The sequence below is a fragment of the Azospirillum mesophilum genome (genome assembly GCF_053470405.2).
In genome coordinates this window covers 61,472-80,237 of sequence record NZ_JBPXMQ020000015.1, presented here as the reverse complement: position 1 = coordinate 80,237, position 18,766 = coordinate 61,472, and the positions used below count along the sequence as shown (strand labels likewise).

Sequence of the window (18,766 nt, the reverse complement as noted above, 5' to 3'; positions counted from 1 at the left end):
CCTTCTCTTAGGGAAAGGGGGAGTCCATGCAACGAGTCGCCATGGTGGTGGCGGCCGCGCTGCTCCTGTTGCCGGGTGCTGCGCTGGCCCAGTCCGACAAGCCGAGACCGAAGGCGCCGGACGGCGCCCGCGCCTACATCATGTGGCCGACCAACGGCGCGGTGATCCCCGGCGGCAAGTTCTGGGTGCGCATGGGGCTTCAGAACATGGGCGTCGCCCCGGCGGGCATCCGCAAGGACGACACCGGGCACCATCACCTGCTGGTGGACAGCGACCTTCCCGGCTTCGACGAGCCGATCCCGAACAACAAGCAGTCGCTCCACTTCGGCGGCGGACAGACGGAGGTGCGGCTGGAACTGCCGCCGGGCAAGCACACGCTCCAGATGGTGCTGGGCGATGCCGACCACATGCCCTTCGACCCGCCGATCATGTCCCAGAAGGTCACCGTCACGGTGAAGTAGGCCGGGAGACCAACGCCGCCGGGAGGCCAACGCCGAAGGGAGAGCACGCCATGATGCACGCGCCCGCAACCTTGTCCGGAACCTTGTTCGGAGCCATGGCCCTCGGCCTGCTGCTGGCCGCCGGGCCGGCGGCGGCGCAGTCGTCGCCGGAAGCCGACCCGCTGAACAAGCCGCTCGCCGACACCAAGAACACCCCGCAGCCGGCCAGCCCCGGCCACGAGCACGAAAGCACCCCGACCACGCCCGATGCGGCCAAGGCCGGGCGCACCAAGGCGCCGAAGGACGCCTACGTCTACATCGGCTGGCCGAACAACGGCGAGGTGGTGCAGGGCCGCTTCAAGGTGTGGTTCGGCCTGCGCAACTTCGGCGTGGCTCCGGCCGGCGTGCGCAAGGACAACACCGGCCACCATCACCTGCTGGTGGACGCCGACCTGCCGCCGATGGACGAGCCGATCCCGAACAACAAGAACTACATCCACTTCGGCAAGGGCCAGACCGAAACGATGCTGGAGCTGCCGCCGGGCAAGCACACGCTCCAGCTCCTGGTGGGGGATTCGGAGCACATCCCGCACGACCCGCCCATCATGTCGAAGAAGATCACCATCACCGTGCGGCCGGGCGGGGACAAGACCCGCGTCTCCGTCCGCTGAACGCGAAGCTTGAGTGCAGTGCAGGAGGGGCATCCATGGCGTTCATTCGGCTGATCGGCTGCCGGCGGATCGACTGCGGCCGGCTCTTTGCCGCGGCCACGCTCCTGCTTCTGGGGGCCTGCGTCACGTCGGGCGAGCAGGCGACGGTGGTGCAGAAGCCGAAGACGCCGGCCGTGCGCACGGTCTCCAACTTCAGCGAGGCATTGCGTTGCATGGACACGCTGCTGTGGAACCACGGCAAACGCGACATCTTCATCACCTCCAACGGCATTCCCGACGCCACGGGCAAGGTGGCCGGCGGCACCAAGGAGATGCTGATCACCGCCGTCTCGCGCATGTCGGAGCGCTCCAACGCCTTCCGTTTCGTGGATTTCGAACCGACGCTGGACGACGTGAACGCTCTTTACTGGATGATCGGCGTGCAGCCGAACTTCCGCGCGCCGTCCTACTACATCCGGGGCGCCATCACGCAGCTCGACGACAACGTGGTCAGCGAGGCGGCGAGCGCCGGAATCTCGCTGCCCACGGTCGATCTGGGCATCTCCGCCGATCAGGTGATGTCGGTCATCTCCGTGGACCTGAACATCGGGGAACTGGCGACCCGGCAGATCATCCCCGGCCTGTCGGCCAGCAACTCGCTGGCCGTCGTGTCGTCGGGCAAGGGGGCGGACGCGGGGGCGGTGATCGGGAAGGCGGGCCTGTCCTTCAACGTCTCGCTCAACAAGTCGGAAGGGCTGCATCAGGCGGTGCGCACGCTGGTCGAACTCAGCGCCATCGAGGCGCTGGGCAAGATGACCCGCGTCCCCTACTGGCAATGCCTGGGCATCGACCACACGAACCCAACCTTCGCCGGGCAGGCGCGGGACTGGTTCGACGGGATGCCGCCGTCGCAGCGCGTCGCCTACGTGCAGCGCGTGCTGGCCGCCGACGGCTACTACGACGGGCCGGACAACGGGCAGGTCGACGACCGCACGCGCGACGCCATCGGGCGTTATCAGGCCGACCATGACCTGATCGCCACGGGCCGCGTGGACTTCGACCTCTACCAGCGCATGCTGGCGGAGCCGGCCGGCCAGAGCGGGAAGGGTGCCCCCCGGCTGCAATCGGTGTCGAACGCCGGCGGGGAAGGGCTGCCGCGTGCCGTCCCCGCGCCCGGAGCGGCGGGCGTGCCGGATCTGGTGCTCAGCTCCGACCGGGGGCCGCAGCCGCGCTACCGCGTGGGCGAGGCGGTGGTGGTCCGGGTGCAGCCGACGGCGAACGGCTTCGTCTATTGCTATTACCAGGACGCCGGCGGGTCGGTCGCCCGCATCTTCCCGAACCGCTTCCAGCCCGACAGCTTCGTCCAGGCCAACCGGCAGGTGGAGGTGCCGCCGGGCGCGCAGAAGCCCTTCAACCTGCGCATGGACCGCCCCGGCGCCGACGAGACCATCGCCTGCGTGGTGTCGCCGGACGAGATCGGCACGCGCATCCCCGACCTTTACAAGGCCGAGGACTTGCAGCCGATCCCCGGCGCGACGCTGGCCGATGTGCTGGGCGCCTACAACAGCATCCAGGGGACCAGCGTGCGCTCCCGCCAGATGAAGATGCAGGTGGCCCCGGCGGTCGCGGCGATGCGGTGAGCCGGGGAAAGTTCGGAAAACTGTTGGCCGGTTCACAGCGGTGGGCCGGCCTTCGGGGCTAAACAGGGGGGCAAGACGACCTCACGCCGATGCAAGGGAGGGCCACCGATGCCGCAACCGATCCCCCTATCGATTTCCGGGACCAGCTTCCGCCGCCTGCTCAGCCGCGTGGCGCTGCCTGTCCTGGCGATCGCCTGCGCCGGGCCGGCGCTGGCGCAGACCGTCGAGGGCACGGGCGGCAACAAGGTCATGATGTTCGAGCGCCCGCCGACCGTGGACGAACTGCGCGAAGCGGTGAAGCCCTCCGTCGCGCCGGGCGATGCCCAGGACCAGCCCCAGGACCAGCCGAAAATTCGCACCCGCAGCATCGAGATCGTCGGCGGCGGCATCAGCAACGCCCAGCGCCCGCGCCCGACCGAGCCCGCCAACTACGGCGCTGCCCCGACCATGGCCCAGCCTGCGCCCACCATGACCCAGCCCTCCATGCCCCAGGCGGCGCCCGTCATGGCGCAGCCCGAACCGGCACCCCGGCCTCACCCCAAGCGCCCGCACGTCCAGGAGGCGGCGGCCCCGCCGAGCGCTCCGCTGCCCTCCGGCCCGCGTCCGGCGCCGCGCCAGCCGACGGTGCAACCGGCGACCCTGTCGACCCCGCAAGGCGATGCGGCGACCCAGAATCAGCAGGCCGGCCAGCAGACCAACGGCTTCGGCTTCCGCATCAATTTCCCCTTCAACTCGGCGGACATCCCGAAGGAGTTCTACGCCTACATCGACGCGGTCGGCGGGCTGATGAGCCAGGACCCGCAGTTGCGCCTCGTCATTGAGGGGCACACCGACGCCATTGGCGGCGACCAGTACAACCTCGCCCTGTCGGAGCGGCGCGCCGTGTCGGTGGGTGAGTATCTGGTGCGCGTCCACCATGTGGAGCCGCAGCGCCTTGCCATCGCCGGCATGGGCAAGACCCAGCCCCTGACCCCCGACCCGACCGACAGCCGCAACCGGCGCGTCGAGTTCCGGCCGGTACAGTAACGCGGCCGGGGCGCTGAGGGAGGCCTGCCATGATCCGCCACCTCCTCCTCATCGCGGCCATTGTGGCGGTTCCGCTGTTCGTTGGGACCGCCGGGGCCACGCTGGTCCGCAAGAACGGCCACAGTGTCGGCCCGGAGACCGGCGGCATCGAGATCGGCGTCACCAAGGGCCGCGTGCGCGTCCAGTGCTGGCAGGACGGCGAAAAGATCATCGACGAGGCCGACCTGAACGTCCTCTCCCTCAGCGTCGCCAGCCAGATCAACGCGCTGCGCTTCCGCCGCCCCGGCGAGCCGGAAACGACGCTGTCCATCGTCAGCCAGAACCGCACGTCGTGTTTGCTGAGTCCCAAGGAGTAAAAACCCTCGCCCAGCCTCGCTGGGAGAGGGAGGGGCCCGCGCCGAAGGTGCGGGAGGGTGAGGGCAAGGTCTGTCCGAGAATCCCTGGTCCACATTCCCTGGATTCTCGCCAAAACCTTGCCCTCACCCTCCCACCGCTTCGCGGTGGGCCCCTCCCTCTCCCATCGGAGATGGGCGAGGGGAATTTGGATTCTCAATGCACGCTGACCAGGCGCATGCCGTGGTTGGTCAGGGCGGCGCCGGCCATGTCGCGGTCGGTGTCGAGCCACAGGCAGGTGCCGTCGGCGGCGTGGACCGCGTAGGCGACGCGGCCTTCCAGCAGAACGGTGCGCAGGTAGGCCACCTCCATGATGCCGTAGCGGTCGAAGCCGCTGTCCGTCGCGGCGAAGGTGACGCGCGGGGTGGACGCGTGCGGGGTGGACATGGGGTGCCTCCTTGGGCGTGGAGCGGTGATCCTCTTGGGCGGCAGTCTAGGGCGGTCATTTGCGGCGCGCTGTGACGGGCGCCACAGCGGCGCGGAAAATGTGACGGGGTCCACAAGCCCCCTGTGGAGTGCCTCACAGCGTCCATGGCGGGGGCCGGCCTAGAATTCGGGTTGCGAACCGCTCGCGGCGTCAGGCCGCCGGGCTCAAATCGGAGCAACCGCTATGCCCATCCGTGATGCACGCCATACCCTAGGAAGGCCGGTTTTCCCGGCCCGGCATTCCCCCTTCGTTGCCTGGACAGGAGTCCGGGAAAGGCCAATGATTTCGCGTTCCCCGCCGGTGGAGACGATGATGAGCAAGGCAATAGGCGCGGCCCTCGCCCTGGTGCTGTCCGGTCTCGCGCTCCCACCGTCCGCCCTGGCGGCGGAGGCCGTGGTGGTCGCCTCGACCGCTCCCGGCTACGCGCAGGGGGAACTGGTCCCCGATGGGCGCCCGGTCACGGTGCCGGACGGTGCGAACGCGCTGTTCCTGTTCGCCAACGGGCGCATGGTCCGCATCAAGGGACCGTTCGAGGGCACACTCGACAAGATGCCGGAAGCCTCCAGCTGGACCGGCGTCGGCAGCCTCGTCGGGGGCGAGCGCTTCTTCCAGACCGACCTGGGGGCCGCCCGCGGGATCAACAGCCCCTTGCAGAAGGGGGCCGAACAGGTCTTCGCCATCGACCCCGGCGTGGCGGGTACGCAGTGCGTGAAGGCCGGCGGCACGGCCCTGCTGCAAAAGCCGCAGGACCCGTCGCTCGTCCCGACCACCCTGCGCGAGAGCGGGCGAGACGGCGGGCGCGGCGGCTCGGCCACGGTCCGCTGGGACAAGGGCATGCCCGTGCCCTGGCCCAAGGACATCGCCCTGAAGGACGGCGCCGAGCTGTCCGTCGCCGGACCCGACGGCAAGACGCGCCACACGCTGCGCCTGCGCGTGGTGGACGACGGCGGGGACGGGGCCGCGCTGGCCGTCCGACTGGCCCAGGCCGGCTGCACCGCGCAGGCCGCGGCGCTGCTGACGCCGGTGCGGGACAGCATGGCGCCGCTGAACCTGTATCTTTCGACCGACCGCGGGCTCTACCCGACCTACAAGGCGGGCGACCCGGTGACGCTGGTGCTGCAGACCAACCGCGACGCGCATGTCTATTGCTACGTGCGCAACGCGCGCGGCCAGCTGACCCCGATCTTCCCGGCGGGGCCGTCGGCCAGTTCGCTGGTCGAGGGGCACCACACGCTGTCGCTGCCGGGCGACCGCATGCCCATGCCGCTGCGGGTGGGCGACCCGTCCGGCGGCAAGCCCGGCGATCTGGAGGTGCGCTGCTTCGCCGCCGGCCGCGACCTGGGCAACGACCTGCCGGGCCGCCGCGACGCCTTCCGGCCGATGAGCGACGAGGCCGCCGCGCGGCTGGAGCAGACGCTGAACTCGCTGAGGCAGACCGATCTGGTGATGGCCCAGGTCATTCTGCGCGCCGATTGAGGGCGCGGCCTTGGCGGCTCCCTCAACGGCCCGGGGTTTGCCCCATTGGCTTCCCCGTTGGATTCTGGTGGCGGCGGTGGTGGCCGGGGTCTCGGCGGCGGCGCTGGGGCTGACACGGCTGGTGCCGCCGCTGCGCTCCGCGGACGAGAGCTTCCGCGACCTGGCCATCGCCTATTTCACGCCGCCCCAGCCGCAGCACGCCGGCGTGGTGCTGGTCACGCTGGGGGAGGACCTGTTCGCCTCGCTCGCCTGCCGCTCGCCCGTGGACCGGGGCTTCCTCGCCGACCTCGTGGGCAATCTGGAGAAGGCCGGGGTGCGGGCCATCGGGCTGGACATCCTGTTCGACCAGCCGACCGTGCCGGCGCTGGACGACCGGCTGCGCCAGCGCATCCACGGCGCGACCGTGCCGGTGGTCGGGATCACGGCGCTGGGCGACACGCCGCTGACGGAGCAGCAGCGCCGGTACCTCGACCGCTTCCTCGACGGCATTCCCTTCGGCCACGCCAACCTCGCCAAGGACCGGCTGGACGGCACCGTGCGCTGGCACGTCCCCAAGGCGCCCGACGGCACGCCGAGCTTCCCGGCGCGGCTGGCGCAGGTGGCCGGGGTTCCCATCCCGGAAGACCCCTTCCGCATCGACTGGCGCGCGGGTCCGACGCCGGGGGCGCCGCCCTTTCCGGTCTATCCGGCGGACGTGGTGCCGATGCTGCCGCGCGCATGGCTGGCCGGGCGCATCGCGGTCGTCGGCACGGTGCTTGTCGGGGTGGACCAGCACCGCACGCCGCTGGCCGTCGCCGGCCTGTCCACCCCCGGTGTGGAGATCCAGGCCCATGTGCTGGCCCAGCTTCTCGACGGGCGGCCCAGCCGCAGCCTGGGCTTCGGGGGGGAGGCGGCGCTGGTCGTGGCGCTGAGCGCGGCGGGCGTGGCGCTGGCCGTGGCGGGGCTGCCGATGGGGCTGCTGGTGTCGGGCGCCCTGCTGGTCCTGTTCGGGCTGTGGGCGGCGGGGATCGCGCTGTTCGCCCATGGCGGGCCGCTGGTGTCGATGATGGCCCCGTCGGGGGCGTGGCTGGGCGGCATCGCCGCGATGACCGCGCATCTCTCCCTGAAGGAGCGGGCCGACCGCCGCAGCCTGATGCAGCTGTTCGCCAACCACGTCTCGCAGCCCGTCGCCGACGAGGTCTGGCGCGAGCGCGCGACCTTTCTGGCCGGCGGACGCCCGCGCCCGCAGCAGTTGACGGCCACGGTCCTCTTCTCCGACATCGAGGGCTTCACCACCGTCTGCGAGGCGCTGGAGCCGGAACCGCTGATCCGCTGGCTGGAAGGCTATCTGGACGCCATGGTCCGCGTCGTGGCGGCGCATGACGGGATCGTGCTGCGCTTCATCGGGGACGCGATCCTGGCGGTGTTCGGCGCCCCCGTCGCCCGCACCACCCAGGCGGAGATCGACGCCGACGCGGAGCGGGCGGTGCATTGCGCCCTCCAGATGGGGCGGGAGCTGCGCGCCCTGAACCGGCAATGGCAGGCGGAGGGCTTGCCCCCCATCGGCATCCGCATCGGCATCCACACCGGCCCGCTGGTCGCCGGCAGCCTGGGCGGGCTGCGGCACATGGAATATTCGCTGCTGGGCGACACGGCCAACACGGCGGCCCGGCTGGAGGCGCTGGGCAAGACGGTCGCCATGCGCTCCTCCACCCACAGCCGCATCGTGATCGGGGAGCCGACCTGGACGGCGGTGGAGGGCAAGCTGCCCGGCCTGCCGGTCGGCGAAATGGCGCTGAAGGGCAAGCGCAAGGCCGTGCGCGCCTGGCTGATCCTGGACGAGCAGGACCCGCAGACGCTCCGCCCCGCTGCGGCCGGGGAATCCTTCGGAACGGGGTAGCCCGTCCGGGCCAGCCCCGTGACCGTTTTCGGGATTAGGCTGAATGAACGCTTTATCCGCAGGATCCGGAAGGATAACCTTCGTCTTTCAGCAACAATAAAACCAGGATTGCGGCTGTCCCAACGCGGCTGTCCCAAGAAGGAGCCGGCGCGATGACGAACGGACGATTGGCGCGAAGCTGGCCGGGCCTCTGCGTCTGTCTGGCTGTGCTTGCGCTTGCCGGAACGATCCTGTTGGGGGCGGCGGAGGCCTGGGCGCAGAAGGCCGGCGCCCAACCCGCCGGCCAGGAAAAGCGCATCGCGCTGGTCGTCGGCATCGGCAAGTACGACTTCGCCCCCGAACTCCAGAACCCGGTGAACGACGCGAAGTCCATCGGCGACGCGTTGCGCAAGCTGCAGTTCGAGGTGGACGAGAAGTTCAACGTCGACAACCGGACCTTCGAACGCGCGCTGCGCGATTTCGGCATCAAGGCCTCGCAGGCCGACGTGGCGGTCATCTATTACGCCGGGCACGGCATCCAGGTCGGCGGCAACAACTACATCGTCCCGGCCGACGCCAAGCTGGAGCGCGAGCGCGACCTCGTCTACGAGGCGATGCCGCTGAACCTGATGATGGGCGAACTGTCGCAGGCGCGCAAGCTGGGCATCCTGATGCTGGACGCCTGCCGCAACAACCCCTTCGTGGACCGGCTGAAGCAGGCCGGGCAGAACCGCGTCCAGGTGAATTACGGCTTTGCCCGCGTGGACGACACGCCCAGCGACACGCTGGTCGCCATGGCCACCCGCGCCGACCAGCTGGCCGAGGACGGGCAGGGCGACCACAGCCCCTACACGGCCGCGCTGCTCCAGCATCTGCAAACGCCGGGGCTGGAACTGAGCCTGTTCTTCCGCAACGTGCGCGACACCGTGCGTACGGCGACCAACGGCCGGCAGGAGCCCTACATCTTCGGCTCCCTCGGCGCGACGCCCTTCTACTTCAACCCGCGTCCGCCGAACCGGCCGCCGGTGCTGGCCGAATTGAAGCCGCTGGAGGTCTTCGACCGGGGCGACGCCGAGCCGCTGCGCATCGGGCGCCCCACCGACCCGGACGACGACCAGCTGTTCGCCCAGGTCTCCGGCCTGCCGCGCGGCGGCAGCGTGCGCATCGGCGACCGGGTGGTGCTGATCGGCGATTACCTGACCGTGGAACAACTGGCCGCCACCAGCTTCAAGCCCGACGCGACCGTGGTCGGGGACGCCGGCAGTTTCGACTTCACGGTGATGGATGGGAGAGGCGGCACCGTGCGCGGGGCCGTGGCGATCACCATCAAGCCCAGCAACCGCCCGCCCGCCGTGATGGCGGAGCGCACGCTGCGCGCCGTGCCGAACCCGCTGAACATCGAACCGCCGGTGGACCCCGACGGCGACCCGCTGACCATCACCGTCACCGCCGTGCCGGAGCGCGGCAAGGTCAAGGACGGCGCCACCCTGGTCCGCCCCAGCGACCGGCTGACCCCCGAAGCCCTCAACCGCCTGACCTTCGACCCGGAGGAGGCTCCCCCCGGCCCGGCCGGCGCCTTCGCCTATCTGGTGGAGGACGGCAAGGGCGGCCGCGCGACCGGCACCGTGAAGCTGGAGATCACCCCTCCCGGCAGCGCCCCGTCCGCCCCGGCGCTGGAGGAGTCGATGTGGCAGATGGTCAAGGGCAGCAACGACCCCGCCGACCTGGACGCCTTCCTGCGGCTGTTCGGCAACGGATCCTACGCGTCGCTGGCGCGGCAGAGGCTCGGCGCGCTGAACACCGTGGCGAAGAAAAGCGAGACGGTCATCAGCAGCCAGCCGGTCATCGCCATGGGATCCGCGCCGGAGCGGCCACCGACGGAAGTCGCGATGGCGGCGCCGAAACCGGAAGCGGTCAAGCCCGAGGCCTCCAAGCCCGATGCGCTGAAGCTGGATCCGGTGGAGGAGGGGACCTACGTCACCATCTCCGACGCCAACCTGCGTTCCACCCCCGCCAACAACGCCGCCCGCGTCGCCAACCTGCCGCGCAACACGACCGTGACCGTGCTGGGCCGCGTGCCTGGGGGCAACTGGTACCGGGTCGCGCTGGCCGATGGCTCTCAGGGCTATGTGTTCGCGCCGCTGGTCCACCGGATGCAGCCGGAACCGAAGGCCGAGGCCGCCCCGCCGCCCACTCCTCAGCCGGCCCCGCAGGCGCCCCCGGTGGCTCAAGCCGAGGAGCCGCAGCAGGTTGCCGCCGCGCAGGCGCCGCCCAACGGCGCGGTGCGCAACCACAGCAAGTCCAACAGCTTCCAGGACTGCCCGGAATGCCCGGTGATGGTGCGCATCCAGCCCGGCACCTTCAGCATGGGCAGCGACCAGGGCGACCGCTCGGAAAAGCCGGTCCACCGGGTGACCATCGCCAAGCCCTTCGCCATCGGCGCCTACGAGGTGACGGTGGCGGAGTGGCGTGCCTGCGTGGACGGCGGCGGCTGCACCGGCGGCATGCCCCGCATGACCAACCCCACCGACAACACGCCCATCCACAACATCTCCTGGCAGGAAGCGGCGGCTTACGCGAAGTGGCTCAGCCAGAAGACCGGCCAGCGCTACCGCCTGCCGACGGAGGCGGAATGGGAATACGCGGCGCGGGGTGGCACCACGGGCCGCTACTGGTGGGGCAACGAGACGGGTCCTCTGGCCAACTGCCAGGACTGCGGCGGCCCGCATGAGCGCCTCACCCCCGCAGCGGTCGGCAGCTACAAGCCCAATCCCTTCGGTCTGCACGACATGAACGGCGGCGTGGCGGAGTGGGTGGCCGACTGCTGGCACCCGGACTATGGCGGTGCCCCCGCCGACGGCAGCGCCTGGACCTCCGGCGACTGCCGCGAACGCGTCCTGCGCGGCGGCTCCTGGCGCGCCAGCAAGACGGACATCACCGACACCGCGCGGCTGTTCTACGACGTGGACGTGCGATACCTGAACAATGGGATGAGGGTGGTGCGGGAGTTAAATTGAGGGTGCGCGCTGGCGACGGTTGCCCCCACCCTAACCCTCCCCCGCTGCGCGGTGGAGGGGACTGCCGCCGCTTCGCGAAAGGCTCCCTCCACCGCCAAAGGCGGGGGAGGGTTGGGGAGGGGGCGGCACGCCACGCCTTCACCCATTCGCCTCCGCGATCTCCTCCAGCGCCTCTCGGTCCAGCAGGGTGATGCGCCCGGACTCCACCGCGATCACGCCGCCCCTCTGCCATTCGCCGAGCAGTTTGTTGATGCTCTCGCGCGAGACGCCGACCAGGCAGCCCAGTTGCTGCTGCGACAGCTTGATGTCCAGCTTCATACCGTTCGGGGTGGGCTTGCCGAACACCTCGGCGAGGCGCATCAGCGCGCGGGCGAAGCGGGAGGAGGCCTCCAGGAACAGCGTGTCCTCCAGATGCTCGCTGGTCTGGCGCAGGCGCTTGCACAAAACGGTGATGAGCTGGAGAGCCACCGCCGGGCGCTCGTTCAGCAGGGGAATGAACTTGGCGCGGTCGAGCACCAGCAGGTCCGTCTCCTCCAGCGCCACGGCGTCGGCGGTGCGCGGCTCGCCGTCGAGCAGGGCGACCTCCCCGAACAGGCCGCCCTTGTTGATGATGTTCAGCACCAGCTCCTTCCCGTCGGTGGAGTGGGAGCAGATCTTCACGCGGCCCCGGATGACCGCCATCATGCTGTCGCCGGGATCGCCCTTCTGGAAGATGATCGCGCCGGGCCGGAAGTAGGCGAGGCGGGCACTGGCCGCGAGGCGCTGAAGCTCCGGCTTTTCCAGATGCTTCAGCAGGAAATGTCCGGACAGGACCAGTTCCTTGTCGAACGCGATCCGCACCGCCGTCATGGTCGCCCCCGCGCGTGGGTTGAAGCCGCACCAGTGTACAAGCCCGCGCGCTCCGTTCGGCGGCGCCAGAGGCATTAACGCGCTAGCCCACATGCACCCCTTCCGCGCGGATAGGGTCATCGCGCGCCGGCTGTGAGCGCCTGCACAGCGCGGCGCGCCGTTCGCCGCCATCATCGGGCCACCCCACGATGGAGGCCCGCGATGCGTGCGTTGCTGACGGTTCTGGCCCTGCTGGTTTCGGCGCTGCTGGTCTCGGCGCTGCCCTGCGCCGCCGAAACCACCAGCATCGCCCCGCCGCCAGCCGTCGACGCGGATCTGACCGGCACCGTCACCGCGCGCGTGGAGGGCGAGCGGGTGCGGGTCACGCTGTCCGGCGTCATCACCCCGGCGGTGGCCGCGACCTTCATCGGCGCGCTGGACGCGGTGCCCGCCGCCCGCCCGGTGCTGGTCGAACTGGACAGCCCCGGCGGATTCGTGAAGGCCGGCTACGCCATGATCGACGCCATGCTGCGCCACCGCGCCGAGGGCCGCCGCATCGACACGCTGGTGCGCGGCTCCGCGACCTGCGAGAGCATGTGCGTCGGCGTTTTCATGGCCGGTGCCCGCCGCGCCGCGGAACCCGGCGCGTATTTCATGGTTCACGCCCCGCGCGACGACCGGACCGGCACGATGACCCTGCGCACCACGCAGGCGATGATGGAACGGCTGATCGGGCTGGGCACCTCGCCCGCCTGGATCCGGACGGTGGCGGACCAGGGCGGCTTTTCCGGCCGGCTGGACTACGGCACCCGCGCGGAGGCGCTGGTGGAGGCCGGCGCCAACATCGTGACCGAACTGGTCGCGGCCCGCTGACGCATGCCGCCCTCCGTCATAGCCTGTCGAAGGTGAATCTTGTCCAAACGGATTGTTCGTGCCTACCATCGCTCCCAAGGCGCCCGCGTCGAGGCGCCGTGATAAGCACTGGGAGGGCACGACCGTGGACGCCACCAATCCGTCCGTCGAACTGGCCAAGCGCGCGGCAAACTATGTGCCGCTGACGCCGCTCGACTTCCTGCGCCGCTCGGCGATGGTCTATCCGGACAAGACGGCCGTCATCTACGGCAGCCTGCGCCGAACCTGGGCTGAGACGGAACGCCGCGCCCGTGCGCTGGCCTCCGCGCTCGCCAACGCCGGTATCCGGCCGGGCGAGGTGGTGTCCATCCTGGCCTACAACACGCCCGCGATGTTGGAGGCGCATTTCGGCGTGCCCGGCGCGGGGGCGACGCTGAACGCCGTCAACACGCGACTGGACGCCGCCACCGTGGCCTTTACGCTGGAGCATGCGGAAAGCCGCCTGTTCCTGGTGGACCGCGGCCTGTCCGCCGTCGCCCGCGACGCGCTCGACCGCATGGCGCTTAAGAAAGACAAGCCCCTGCCGCGCGTCGTCTGGATCGACGACCCCGCCGCGCAAGGCCTCGACCCCGTCGGCGACACCGAATACGAGGATTTCCTGAAGACCGGCGACCCCACCCAGCCCTGGCGCACGCCGGAGGACGAGTGGGAGTCCATCTCGCTCAACTACACCTCCGGCACCACCGGGAACCCGAAGGGCGTCGTCTATCACCACCGGGGCGCCTACCTGAACGCGCTCGGCAACGTCATCACCTTCGGGCTTCAGCCGAACAGCGTCTATCTGTGGACGCTGCCCATGTTCCACTGCAACGGCTGGACTTTCCCCTGGGCGGTCACCTCGGTCGGCGCCACGCACGTCTGCCTGCGCGTGGTGGACCCGGCCGAGATCTTCCGCCTGATCGCGGAGGAGAAGGTCACCCACCTCTGCGGCGCACCGGTCGTGCTGACCATGCTGATCCATGCGCCGGACGGCGTGAAGCGGAGTTTCGAGCACGGCCCCGTCCAGGTCGCCACCGGCGGGGCCGCCCCGCCGAGCGCGGTCATCGCGGGCATGGAGCGCATGGGCTTCCGCCTGACCCACCTCTACGGCATGACGGAGTGCTATGGCCCCGCCACCGGCTGCGCGTGGCAGGAGGCGTGGGCCGACCTGCCGCTGGACGAGCGCGCGGTGAAGATGGCCCGCCAGGGCGTGCCGAACCTGACCATGTCCGAACAGACGGTTCTGGACCCCGACACCGGCCTTGAGGTGCCCGCCGATGGCGAGACGCTGGGCGAATTGGCGCTGCGCGGCAACACGGTGATGAAGGGCTACCTGAAGAACCCGGTCGCCACTGAGGAGGCTCTGCGCGACGGCTGGCTGCACACCGGCGACCTCGCCGTGCTGCACCCCGACCGCTATGTCGAGATCAAGGACCGCGCCAAGGACATCATCATTTCCGGCGGCGAGAACATCGCCTCGCTGGAGGTGGAGGAAGTCCTCTACAAGCACCCCCACGTCATGGAGGCCGCCGTCGTCGCCCGCCCGGACGAGAAATGGGGCGAGACGCCCTGCGCCTTCGTCACGCTGAAGCCGGGATCGGAGGGGAACGTGACGGAGGCGGACATCATCGCCTACTGCCGCGAAAACCTCGCCCACTACAAAATCCCGCGCACGGTGGTGTTCGGAGCGTTGCCGAAGACGTCGACCGGGAAGATCCAGAAGTTCGTGCTGAGGGATCAGGCGAAGGGGTTGTGAGGGGATACCTCGCGGCCCCCTCCCTAACCCTCCCCCGCTTACGCGGTGGAGGGGACTGCCGCGGCGTCGGAACAGATCCCCTCTCCCGCGCAGCGGGGGAGGGTTAGGGAGGGGGCAAGGACCAGCATTTCAGGAAACCATCAATGACCTTCGACCTCACCAACCGCACCGCCCTCGTTACTGGAGCGTCCTCCGGCCTCGGCCGGCACTTCGCCACGGTGCTGGCGGCCAGCGGCGCGCGCGTGGCGCTGGCGGCGCGGCGGCGGGAGAGCCTGGACGAGGTGGTGGCGGAGATCGCCGATGCCGGAGGCCAAGCCGTCGCCGTCCCGCTGGACGTCACCGACGCGGCATCCGTCCGCGACGGGGTGCGGGAGGCCGCCGGGATGCTCGGCGGGGTGGACATCCTCGTCAACAACGCCGGGACGACCGTCTCCAAATCCGCGCTCGACCACAGCGAGGCGGACTGGGACCGGGTGATCGACACAAACCTGAAGGGCGCCTTCCTCGTCGCGCAGGAAGCCGCGCGCGTCATGAAGGACGCGGGCAAGGGCGGTTCCATCGTCAACATCGCTTCCATCCTCGGGCTGCGGGTCGCCGGGCATGTAGCGGCTTACGCTGCGTCCAAGGCGGGGCTGGTGCAGCTGACCCAGGCGCTGGCGCTGGAATGGGCGCGGTACGGCATCCGGGTCAACGCGCTCGCCCCCGGCTACATGGAAACCGACCTGAACCGCGACTTCCTGGCGACGGACGCGGGACAGGCGCTGGTCAAGCGCGTGCCGCAGCGGCGGCTGGGGCGGTTGTCGGACCTGGACGGGCCGTTGCTGCTGCTCTGCTCCGACGCGTCGGCCTACATGACCGGCGCGATCGTGCCGGTGGACGGCGGGCACCTCGTCAACACCTTGTAACCAAGAACGAAATCCGGAGAGGAACGAGACCGATGGACTTCACCCTGTCGCCGGAGATCGAGGATTTCCGCCGCCGCGTGCGCGCCTTCGTCCAGGACCGCATCCTGCCGCTGGAGGCCGACCCCGCCTCCTTCGACGAGCACGAGAACATCGCGCCGGCCGTGCTGGAGCGCGTGCGCGCGGAGGTGAAGGCCGCCGGCCTGTGGGCGCCGCAGATGCCGAAGGAGCGCGGCGGGCAGGGGCTGGGCATCGTCGGCATGGCGGCGAGCTACGAGGAGATGAACCGCTCCATCGTCGGGCCGGTCTGCTTCAACTGCGCCGCACCCGACGACGGCAACATGCAGCTTCTCAACAGGGTGGCGACGCCGGCGCAGAAGGAGCGCTGGCTCCAGCCGATCATCGACGGCAAGGTGCGGTCGGCCTTCGCCATGACCGAGCCGCACCCCGGCGGCGGCTCCGACCCCTCGATGATGAAGACGAAGGCGGAGCGCAAGGGCGACCGCTGGGTCATCTCCGGCCACAAGTGGTTCATCACCGGGGCGGGGGAAGCGCAGCACTTCATCCTGATGGCCCGCACCTCCGACGACAAGCGCAAGGGCCTGACCGCCTTCCTGTTCGACAAGGACCAGCCGGGCTGGGAGATCGTGCGCCGCATCCCGATCATGGGGCCGGAGGAGCACGGCGGCCATTGCGAGCTGCGCTTCCACGAGTTGGAAGTCGCCGACGAGAACGTCCTGATGAACGTGGGCGACGGGCTGAAGGCGACGCAGATCCGCCTCGGCCCGGCGCGGCTGACCCACTGCATGCGCTGGACCGGCCTTTCCAAGCGCGCCATGGAGATCGCCGCCGCCTATGTGCGCGAGCGCGAAAGCTTCGGTTCCACGCTCGCCGAGCATGAGGGCGTGCAGTGGATGCTGGGCGACGTCGCCATACAGATCGAGATCGGGCGCCTGCTGATCATGAAGGCGGCGTGGCAGCTCGACCGCGGAAACTTCGGCCGCAAGGAGGTGTCGATGGCTAAGGTCCACGTCGCCGACACGCTGCACAAGGCGGTGGACACCGCCATCCAGCTGTGCGGCGCAAGGGGGTATTCGAAGGATACGCCGCTGGAATGGATGTACCGCTACGCGCGTCAGGCCCGTCTGGTTGACGGTGCGTCGGAGGTCCACAAGATGGTCTTGTCGCGCTTCTACATGGACGAGGGCGACGGGTTCTGGGCGTGGGGATGAAATGGGCGCAGTGATTGACGATACGAGCCGCCCGCGCCTGGAGGCGTGGCTGGCTCAGGCCACGGGCGCGCAGCGCGTGTCGGTGGCCGACGAAGGGCGCCTCGGTGGGGGTGCCATTTCCCTGAACCTTGCGGTGACGTTGGACATCGACGGCGGCCCCCGCGCCGGGCGGCACGCCTGCGTGCTGCGCGCGCAATCGGCGGCGGGCATCAAGGCCAGCATCTCCAAAAGCCAGGAGTTCGCCGTCCTGCGTGCCGCGTTCGACGCCGGGGTGGCTGCGCCCGAGCCTATCGCCGCCTGCGCCGATCCCGCCGTGCTGGGTGCGGAGTTCTACGTGATGCGCCGCGCCGACGGCATCGGCGCCGGGCACAAGGTGGTGAAGTCCGACCAGCCGCAGCGCGACCTCGCCCGCGAGCTTGGGCGGCAGCTCGGCCGCCTGCACCGGGTCGGACCGGACACGCCGGGCCTCGACCGGCTGCCGGTCCCGAACCCCGCGCCGGCCATCGACTGTGTCCATGCCTACCGCGACTGGATGGGGGAACGGGCGAGCTGCGACCCGGTGCTGGCCTGGGGGCTGCGTTGGCTGGAGGTGAACGCGCCGCAGACCGAGGACGTCGTGCTGTGCCACCGCGATTTTCGCACCGGCAACTATCTGGTCGAGGGCGGGCGGCTGACCGCGATCCTGGATTGGGAGTTCGCGGGCTTCAGCGATCCCATGGAGGATTTGGGCTGGTTCTGCGCCCGCTCCTGGCGGTTCGGCCGCAACGACCGCGAGGCCGGCGGGCTGGCCGACCGGGCGGACTTCTACGCCGGCTACGAGGAGACCTCCGGCCGCATCGTCGATCCGCAGGCGGTCGCCTATTGGGAGGCCTCGGCCTATCTGCGCTGGGCGGCCATCGCGATCCTGCAAGCCCGCCGCCACACCTCCGGCGAGGAGCCGTCGCTGGAACTGGCGCTGACCGGCCGCATGCTGCCGGAAATCGAGATGGACCTGCTGCGCCACCTGAAGACCATCGCCCCGATGGTCCCGGCGGTCGCCACCCAAACCACCGACGAGGAGGAGGTCGGCTGATGCGCGCCAGTCCCAACGCCCGGGAATTGCTGAACATCGCCGCGCAGACTTTCCGCGAGGAGTTTCTGCCCCACATCCCGCCCGCCCAGCGCTACACCGCCCTGATGATCGCCAACGCCCTGTCCATCGTGGAACGGGAACTGGCCGGGCTGGACGAGGCCGGGCACGCCATGCTCCGCGCGCTCGCGCCGCTCTATGGCGAGGACGCGGACGACAGCCTGTCCGGGCTGGAACTGCGCAAGCGCGTGGAGGGTCTGCAACACCGGCTGTGCATCGAGATCGCCGCGGGCGACTTCGACCAGGACGGCCAGGACACGCTGATGGAATGCCTGGAGGAGATCGTCCGCGCCCGGCTCGGCATCTCCAACCCCAAGGCGCTGAAGTCGTGACCTTCACGCCGTTGGAAGGCACCCGCTGCCGGCGCCGCGTCTACCTGATGCGGCACGGCAAGGTGGCCTATTACGACGAGGCCGGCCAACCGCTGAACCCCAAGCTCGCCGGCCTGACGGAGGAGGGGCGGGCGCAGGCCCGCGCGGCGGGGGAGGCGCTGGCGGCCGTGCCGCTCGACCGGGTGCTCTGCTCCGGCCTGCCGCGCACGCGCGAGACGGCGGAACTGGCCGTGCAGGGGCGCGGCCTTGCGGTGGAGGAGGCGCCGGGCTTCCTGGAACTCCGCGCCGGCCGCTTCCGCCTGATCCCCCGCGAGGAACGCGAGGCCGCCTACGTCTACGGCTTCGAGGCGGCCACCGCCCCCGGCGCCCGCTTCGCTGGCGGGGACGCCTTCGCGGAGGTGCAGGCCCGCGTGGTCGGGGCGCTGGAGGCGCTGCTGGCCGAACCCGGCTGGACCCGCCTGCTGCTGGTCGCGCACGACGGCGTGAACCGCCTGCTGCTGTCCTGGGCCTGCGGAGCTGGGCTGGGCGCGCTCGGCGCGTTCGAGCAGGACTACGGCGCGCTGAACGTGCTGGATTTCGACGTGGAGGACGGGGATGTGGAGGACGGGCGGGTGGTGCGTCGGCTGATCCGGGCGACCAACGTCACACCGTGGAATGTGGCGAAGGCGGGGTGTCACCAGACGAGTTTGGAAGAGGTCTTCCGGCCGCTGTTGGTGCTGGAGTGAGAAGGGGTTTTGCCCCCTCCCTAACCCTCCCCCGCTTTGCGGGA

The 18,766-nt window shown here is 70.2% G+C and carries 17 protein-coding genes; 15 read left to right on the top strand and 2 right to left on the bottom strand.

Translation table 11 applies throughout. The features are described from left to right. Window positions 1-26 precede the first annotated feature (26 nt). The 5 genes from ACSVC7_RS16210 (at window position 27) to ACSVC7_RS16190 (ending at window position 4,112) form a co-directional block, all read left to right on the top strand. The gene (locus tag ACSVC7_RS16210) at window positions 27-461 is read left to right on the top strand and encodes a DUF4399 domain-containing protein (protein WP_448203135.1); all 435 of its coding nucleotides are present in this window, start codon (window positions 27-29) and stop codon (window positions 459-461) included. Between the two features lie 50 nt (window positions 462-511). Beyond that, window positions 512-1,111: a DUF4399 domain-containing protein gene (locus ACSVC7_RS16205; protein ID WP_448203134.1), complete on the top strand. Its 600-nt coding sequence runs from the start codon at window positions 512-514 to the stop codon at window positions 1,109-1,111. 35 nt (window positions 1,112-1,146) lie between these two features. After that, window positions 1,147-2,730 carry a DUF4384 domain-containing protein gene (locus ACSVC7_RS16200; protein WP_448203133.1) on the top strand — a complete coding sequence of 528 codons (1,584 nt, stop codon included), beginning with the start codon at window positions 1,147-1,149 and terminating at the stop codon, window positions 2,728-2,730. A gap of 108 nt (window positions 2,731-2,838) precedes the next feature. Continuing rightward, window positions 2,839-3,756: an OmpA family protein gene (locus ACSVC7_RS16195; protein WP_448203132.1), complete on the top strand. Its 918-nt coding sequence runs from the start codon at window positions 2,839-2,841 to the stop codon at window positions 3,754-3,756. 29 nt (window positions 3,757-3,785) lie between these two features. Then, the gene (locus ACSVC7_RS16190) at window positions 3,786-4,112 is read left to right on the top strand and encodes a hypothetical protein (protein ID WP_448203131.1); all 327 of its coding nucleotides are present in this window, start codon (window positions 3,786-3,788) and stop codon (window positions 4,110-4,112) included. A gap of 193 nt (window positions 4,113-4,305) precedes the next feature. Here ACSVC7_RS16190 and ACSVC7_RS16185 read toward each other — a convergent pair whose 3' ends face one another. Then, window positions 4,306-4,536, bottom strand: a complete 231-nt coding sequence (locus tag ACSVC7_RS16185) for a DUF1150 family protein (RefSeq protein ID WP_448203130.1) — start codon at window positions 4,534-4,536, stop codon at window positions 4,306-4,308. A 319-nt stretch (window positions 4,537-4,855) separates the two neighbouring features. On the opposite strand from ACSVC7_RS16185, the gene ACSVC7_RS16180 reads away from it, so the two are divergent. The 3 genes from ACSVC7_RS16180 (at window position 4,856) to ACSVC7_RS16170 (ending at window position 10,927) form a co-directional block, all read left to right on the top strand. Further along, complete coding sequence (locus ACSVC7_RS16180; RefSeq protein WP_448203129.1) at window positions 4,856-6,052, top strand: DUF4384 domain-containing protein; 1,197 nt, start codon at window positions 4,856-4,858, stop codon at window positions 6,050-6,052. Between the two features lie 79 nt (window positions 6,053-6,131). Beyond that, window positions 6,132-7,931, top strand: a complete 1,800-nt coding sequence (locus ACSVC7_RS16175) for a CHASE2 domain-containing protein (RefSeq protein WP_448203128.1) — start codon at window positions 6,132-6,134, stop codon at window positions 7,929-7,931. A 152-nt stretch (window positions 7,932-8,083) separates the two neighbouring features. Beyond that, on the top strand, window positions 8,084-10,927 hold the full coding sequence (locus ACSVC7_RS16170; RefSeq protein ID WP_448203127.1) for an SUMF1/EgtB/PvdO family nonheme iron enzyme: 2,844 nt from the start codon (window positions 8,084-8,086) through the stop codon (window positions 10,925-10,927). Window positions 10,928-11,065: 138 nt separating this feature from the next. Here the strand turns inward: ACSVC7_RS16170 and ACSVC7_RS16165 are convergent, their stop codons facing one another. Further along, window positions 11,066-11,776 (bottom strand): Crp/Fnr family transcriptional regulator, encoded by a 711-nt coding sequence (locus ACSVC7_RS16165; protein WP_448203126.1) that lies wholly within the window; start codon window positions 11,774-11,776, stop codon window positions 11,066-11,068. A 201-nt stretch (window positions 11,777-11,977) separates the two neighbouring features. On the opposite strand from ACSVC7_RS16165, the gene ACSVC7_RS16160 reads away from it, so the two are divergent. The 7 genes from ACSVC7_RS16160 (at window position 11,978) to ACSVC7_RS16130 (ending at window position 18,722) form a co-directional block, all read left to right on the top strand. Beyond that, a complete protein-coding gene (locus ACSVC7_RS16160) occupies window positions 11,978-12,628 on the top strand; it encodes an ATP-dependent Clp protease proteolytic subunit (RefSeq protein ID WP_448203125.1) in 651 nt (216 codons plus the stop codon). Between the two features lie 124 nt (window positions 12,629-12,752). Beyond that, entirely contained in the window at window positions 12,753-14,402 is a 1,650-nt protein-coding gene (locus ACSVC7_RS16155) for an acyl-CoA synthetase (protein ID WP_448203124.1), read from the top strand. A 143-nt stretch (window positions 14,403-14,545) separates the two neighbouring features. After that, entirely contained in the window at window positions 14,546-15,307 is a 762-nt protein-coding gene (locus tag ACSVC7_RS16150; RefSeq protein ID WP_448203123.1) for an SDR family NAD(P)-dependent oxidoreductase, read from the top strand. A 32-nt stretch (window positions 15,308-15,339) separates the two neighbouring features. After that, window positions 15,340-16,536 (top strand): acyl-CoA dehydrogenase family protein, encoded by a 1,197-nt coding sequence (locus ACSVC7_RS16145; protein ID WP_448203122.1) that lies wholly within the window; start codon window positions 15,340-15,342, stop codon window positions 16,534-16,536. 1 nt (window position 16,537) lies between these two features. After that, window positions 16,538-17,608 carry a phosphotransferase family protein gene (locus tag ACSVC7_RS16140; protein ID WP_448203121.1) on the top strand — a complete coding sequence of 357 codons (1,071 nt, stop codon included), beginning with the start codon at window positions 16,538-16,540 and terminating at the stop codon, window positions 17,606-17,608. Continuing rightward, a complete protein-coding gene (locus tag ACSVC7_RS16135; protein WP_448203120.1) occupies window positions 17,608-17,997 on the top strand; it encodes a DUF6285 domain-containing protein in 390 nt (129 codons plus the stop codon). Before ACSVC7_RS16140 ends, ACSVC7_RS16135 begins: the two co-directional genes overlap by 1 nt. Next, the gene (locus ACSVC7_RS16130; RefSeq protein ID WP_448203119.1) at window positions 17,994-18,722 is read left to right on the top strand and encodes a histidine phosphatase family protein; all 729 of its coding nucleotides are present in this window, start codon (window positions 17,994-17,996) and stop codon (window positions 18,720-18,722) included. The genes ACSVC7_RS16135 and ACSVC7_RS16130 overlap by 4 nt, the downstream gene beginning before the upstream one ends. The last annotated feature ends 44 nt before the right edge of the window (window positions 18,723-18,766 follow it).

Coding starts and splice junctions, on each gene's coding strand:
- ACSVC7_RS16150 (WP_448203123.1), top strand. CDS start 14,546: ATGACCTTCGACCTCACCAACCGCACCGCCCTCGTTACTGGAGCGTCC.
- ACSVC7_RS16205 (WP_448203134.1), top strand. CDS start 512: ATGATGCACGCGCCCGCAACCTTGTCCGGAACCTTGTTCGGAGCCATG.
- ACSVC7_RS16145 (WP_448203122.1), top strand. CDS start 15,340: ATGGACTTCACCCTGTCGCCGGAGATCGAGGATTTCCGCCGCCGCGTG.
- ACSVC7_RS16185 (WP_448203130.1), bottom strand. CDS start 4,536: ATGTCCACCCCGCACGCGTCCACCCCGCGCGTCACCTTCGCCGCGACG.
- ACSVC7_RS16190 (WP_448203131.1), top strand. CDS start 3,786: ATGATCCGCCACCTCCTCCTCATCGCGGCCATTGTGGCGGTTCCGCTG.
- ACSVC7_RS16135 (WP_448203120.1), top strand. CDS start 17,608: ATGCGCGCCAGTCCCAACGCCCGGGAATTGCTGAACATCGCCGCGCAG.
- ACSVC7_RS16200 (WP_448203133.1), top strand. CDS start 1,147: ATGGCGTTCATTCGGCTGATCGGCTGCCGGCGGATCGACTGCGGCCGG.
- ACSVC7_RS16170 (WP_448203127.1), top strand. CDS start 8,084: ATGACGAACGGACGATTGGCGCGAAGCTGGCCGGGCCTCTGCGTCTGT.
- ACSVC7_RS16140 (WP_448203121.1), top strand. CDS start 16,538: ATGGGCGCAGTGATTGACGATACGAGCCGCCCGCGCCTGGAGGCGTGG.
- ACSVC7_RS16210 (WP_448203135.1), top strand. CDS start 27: ATGCAACGAGTCGCCATGGTGGTGGCGGCCGCGCTGCTCCTGTTGCCG.
- ACSVC7_RS16160 (WP_448203125.1), top strand. CDS start 11,978: ATGCGTGCGTTGCTGACGGTTCTGGCCCTGCTGGTTTCGGCGCTGCTG.
- ACSVC7_RS16195 (WP_448203132.1), top strand. CDS start 2,839: ATGCCGCAACCGATCCCCCTATCGATTTCCGGGACCAGCTTCCGCCGC.
- ACSVC7_RS16180 (WP_448203129.1), top strand. CDS start 4,856: ATGATTTCGCGTTCCCCGCCGGTGGAGACGATGATGAGCAAGGCAATA.
- ACSVC7_RS16165 (WP_448203126.1), bottom strand. CDS start 11,776: ATGACGGCGGTGCGGATCGCGTTCGACAAGGAACTGGTCCTGTCCGGA.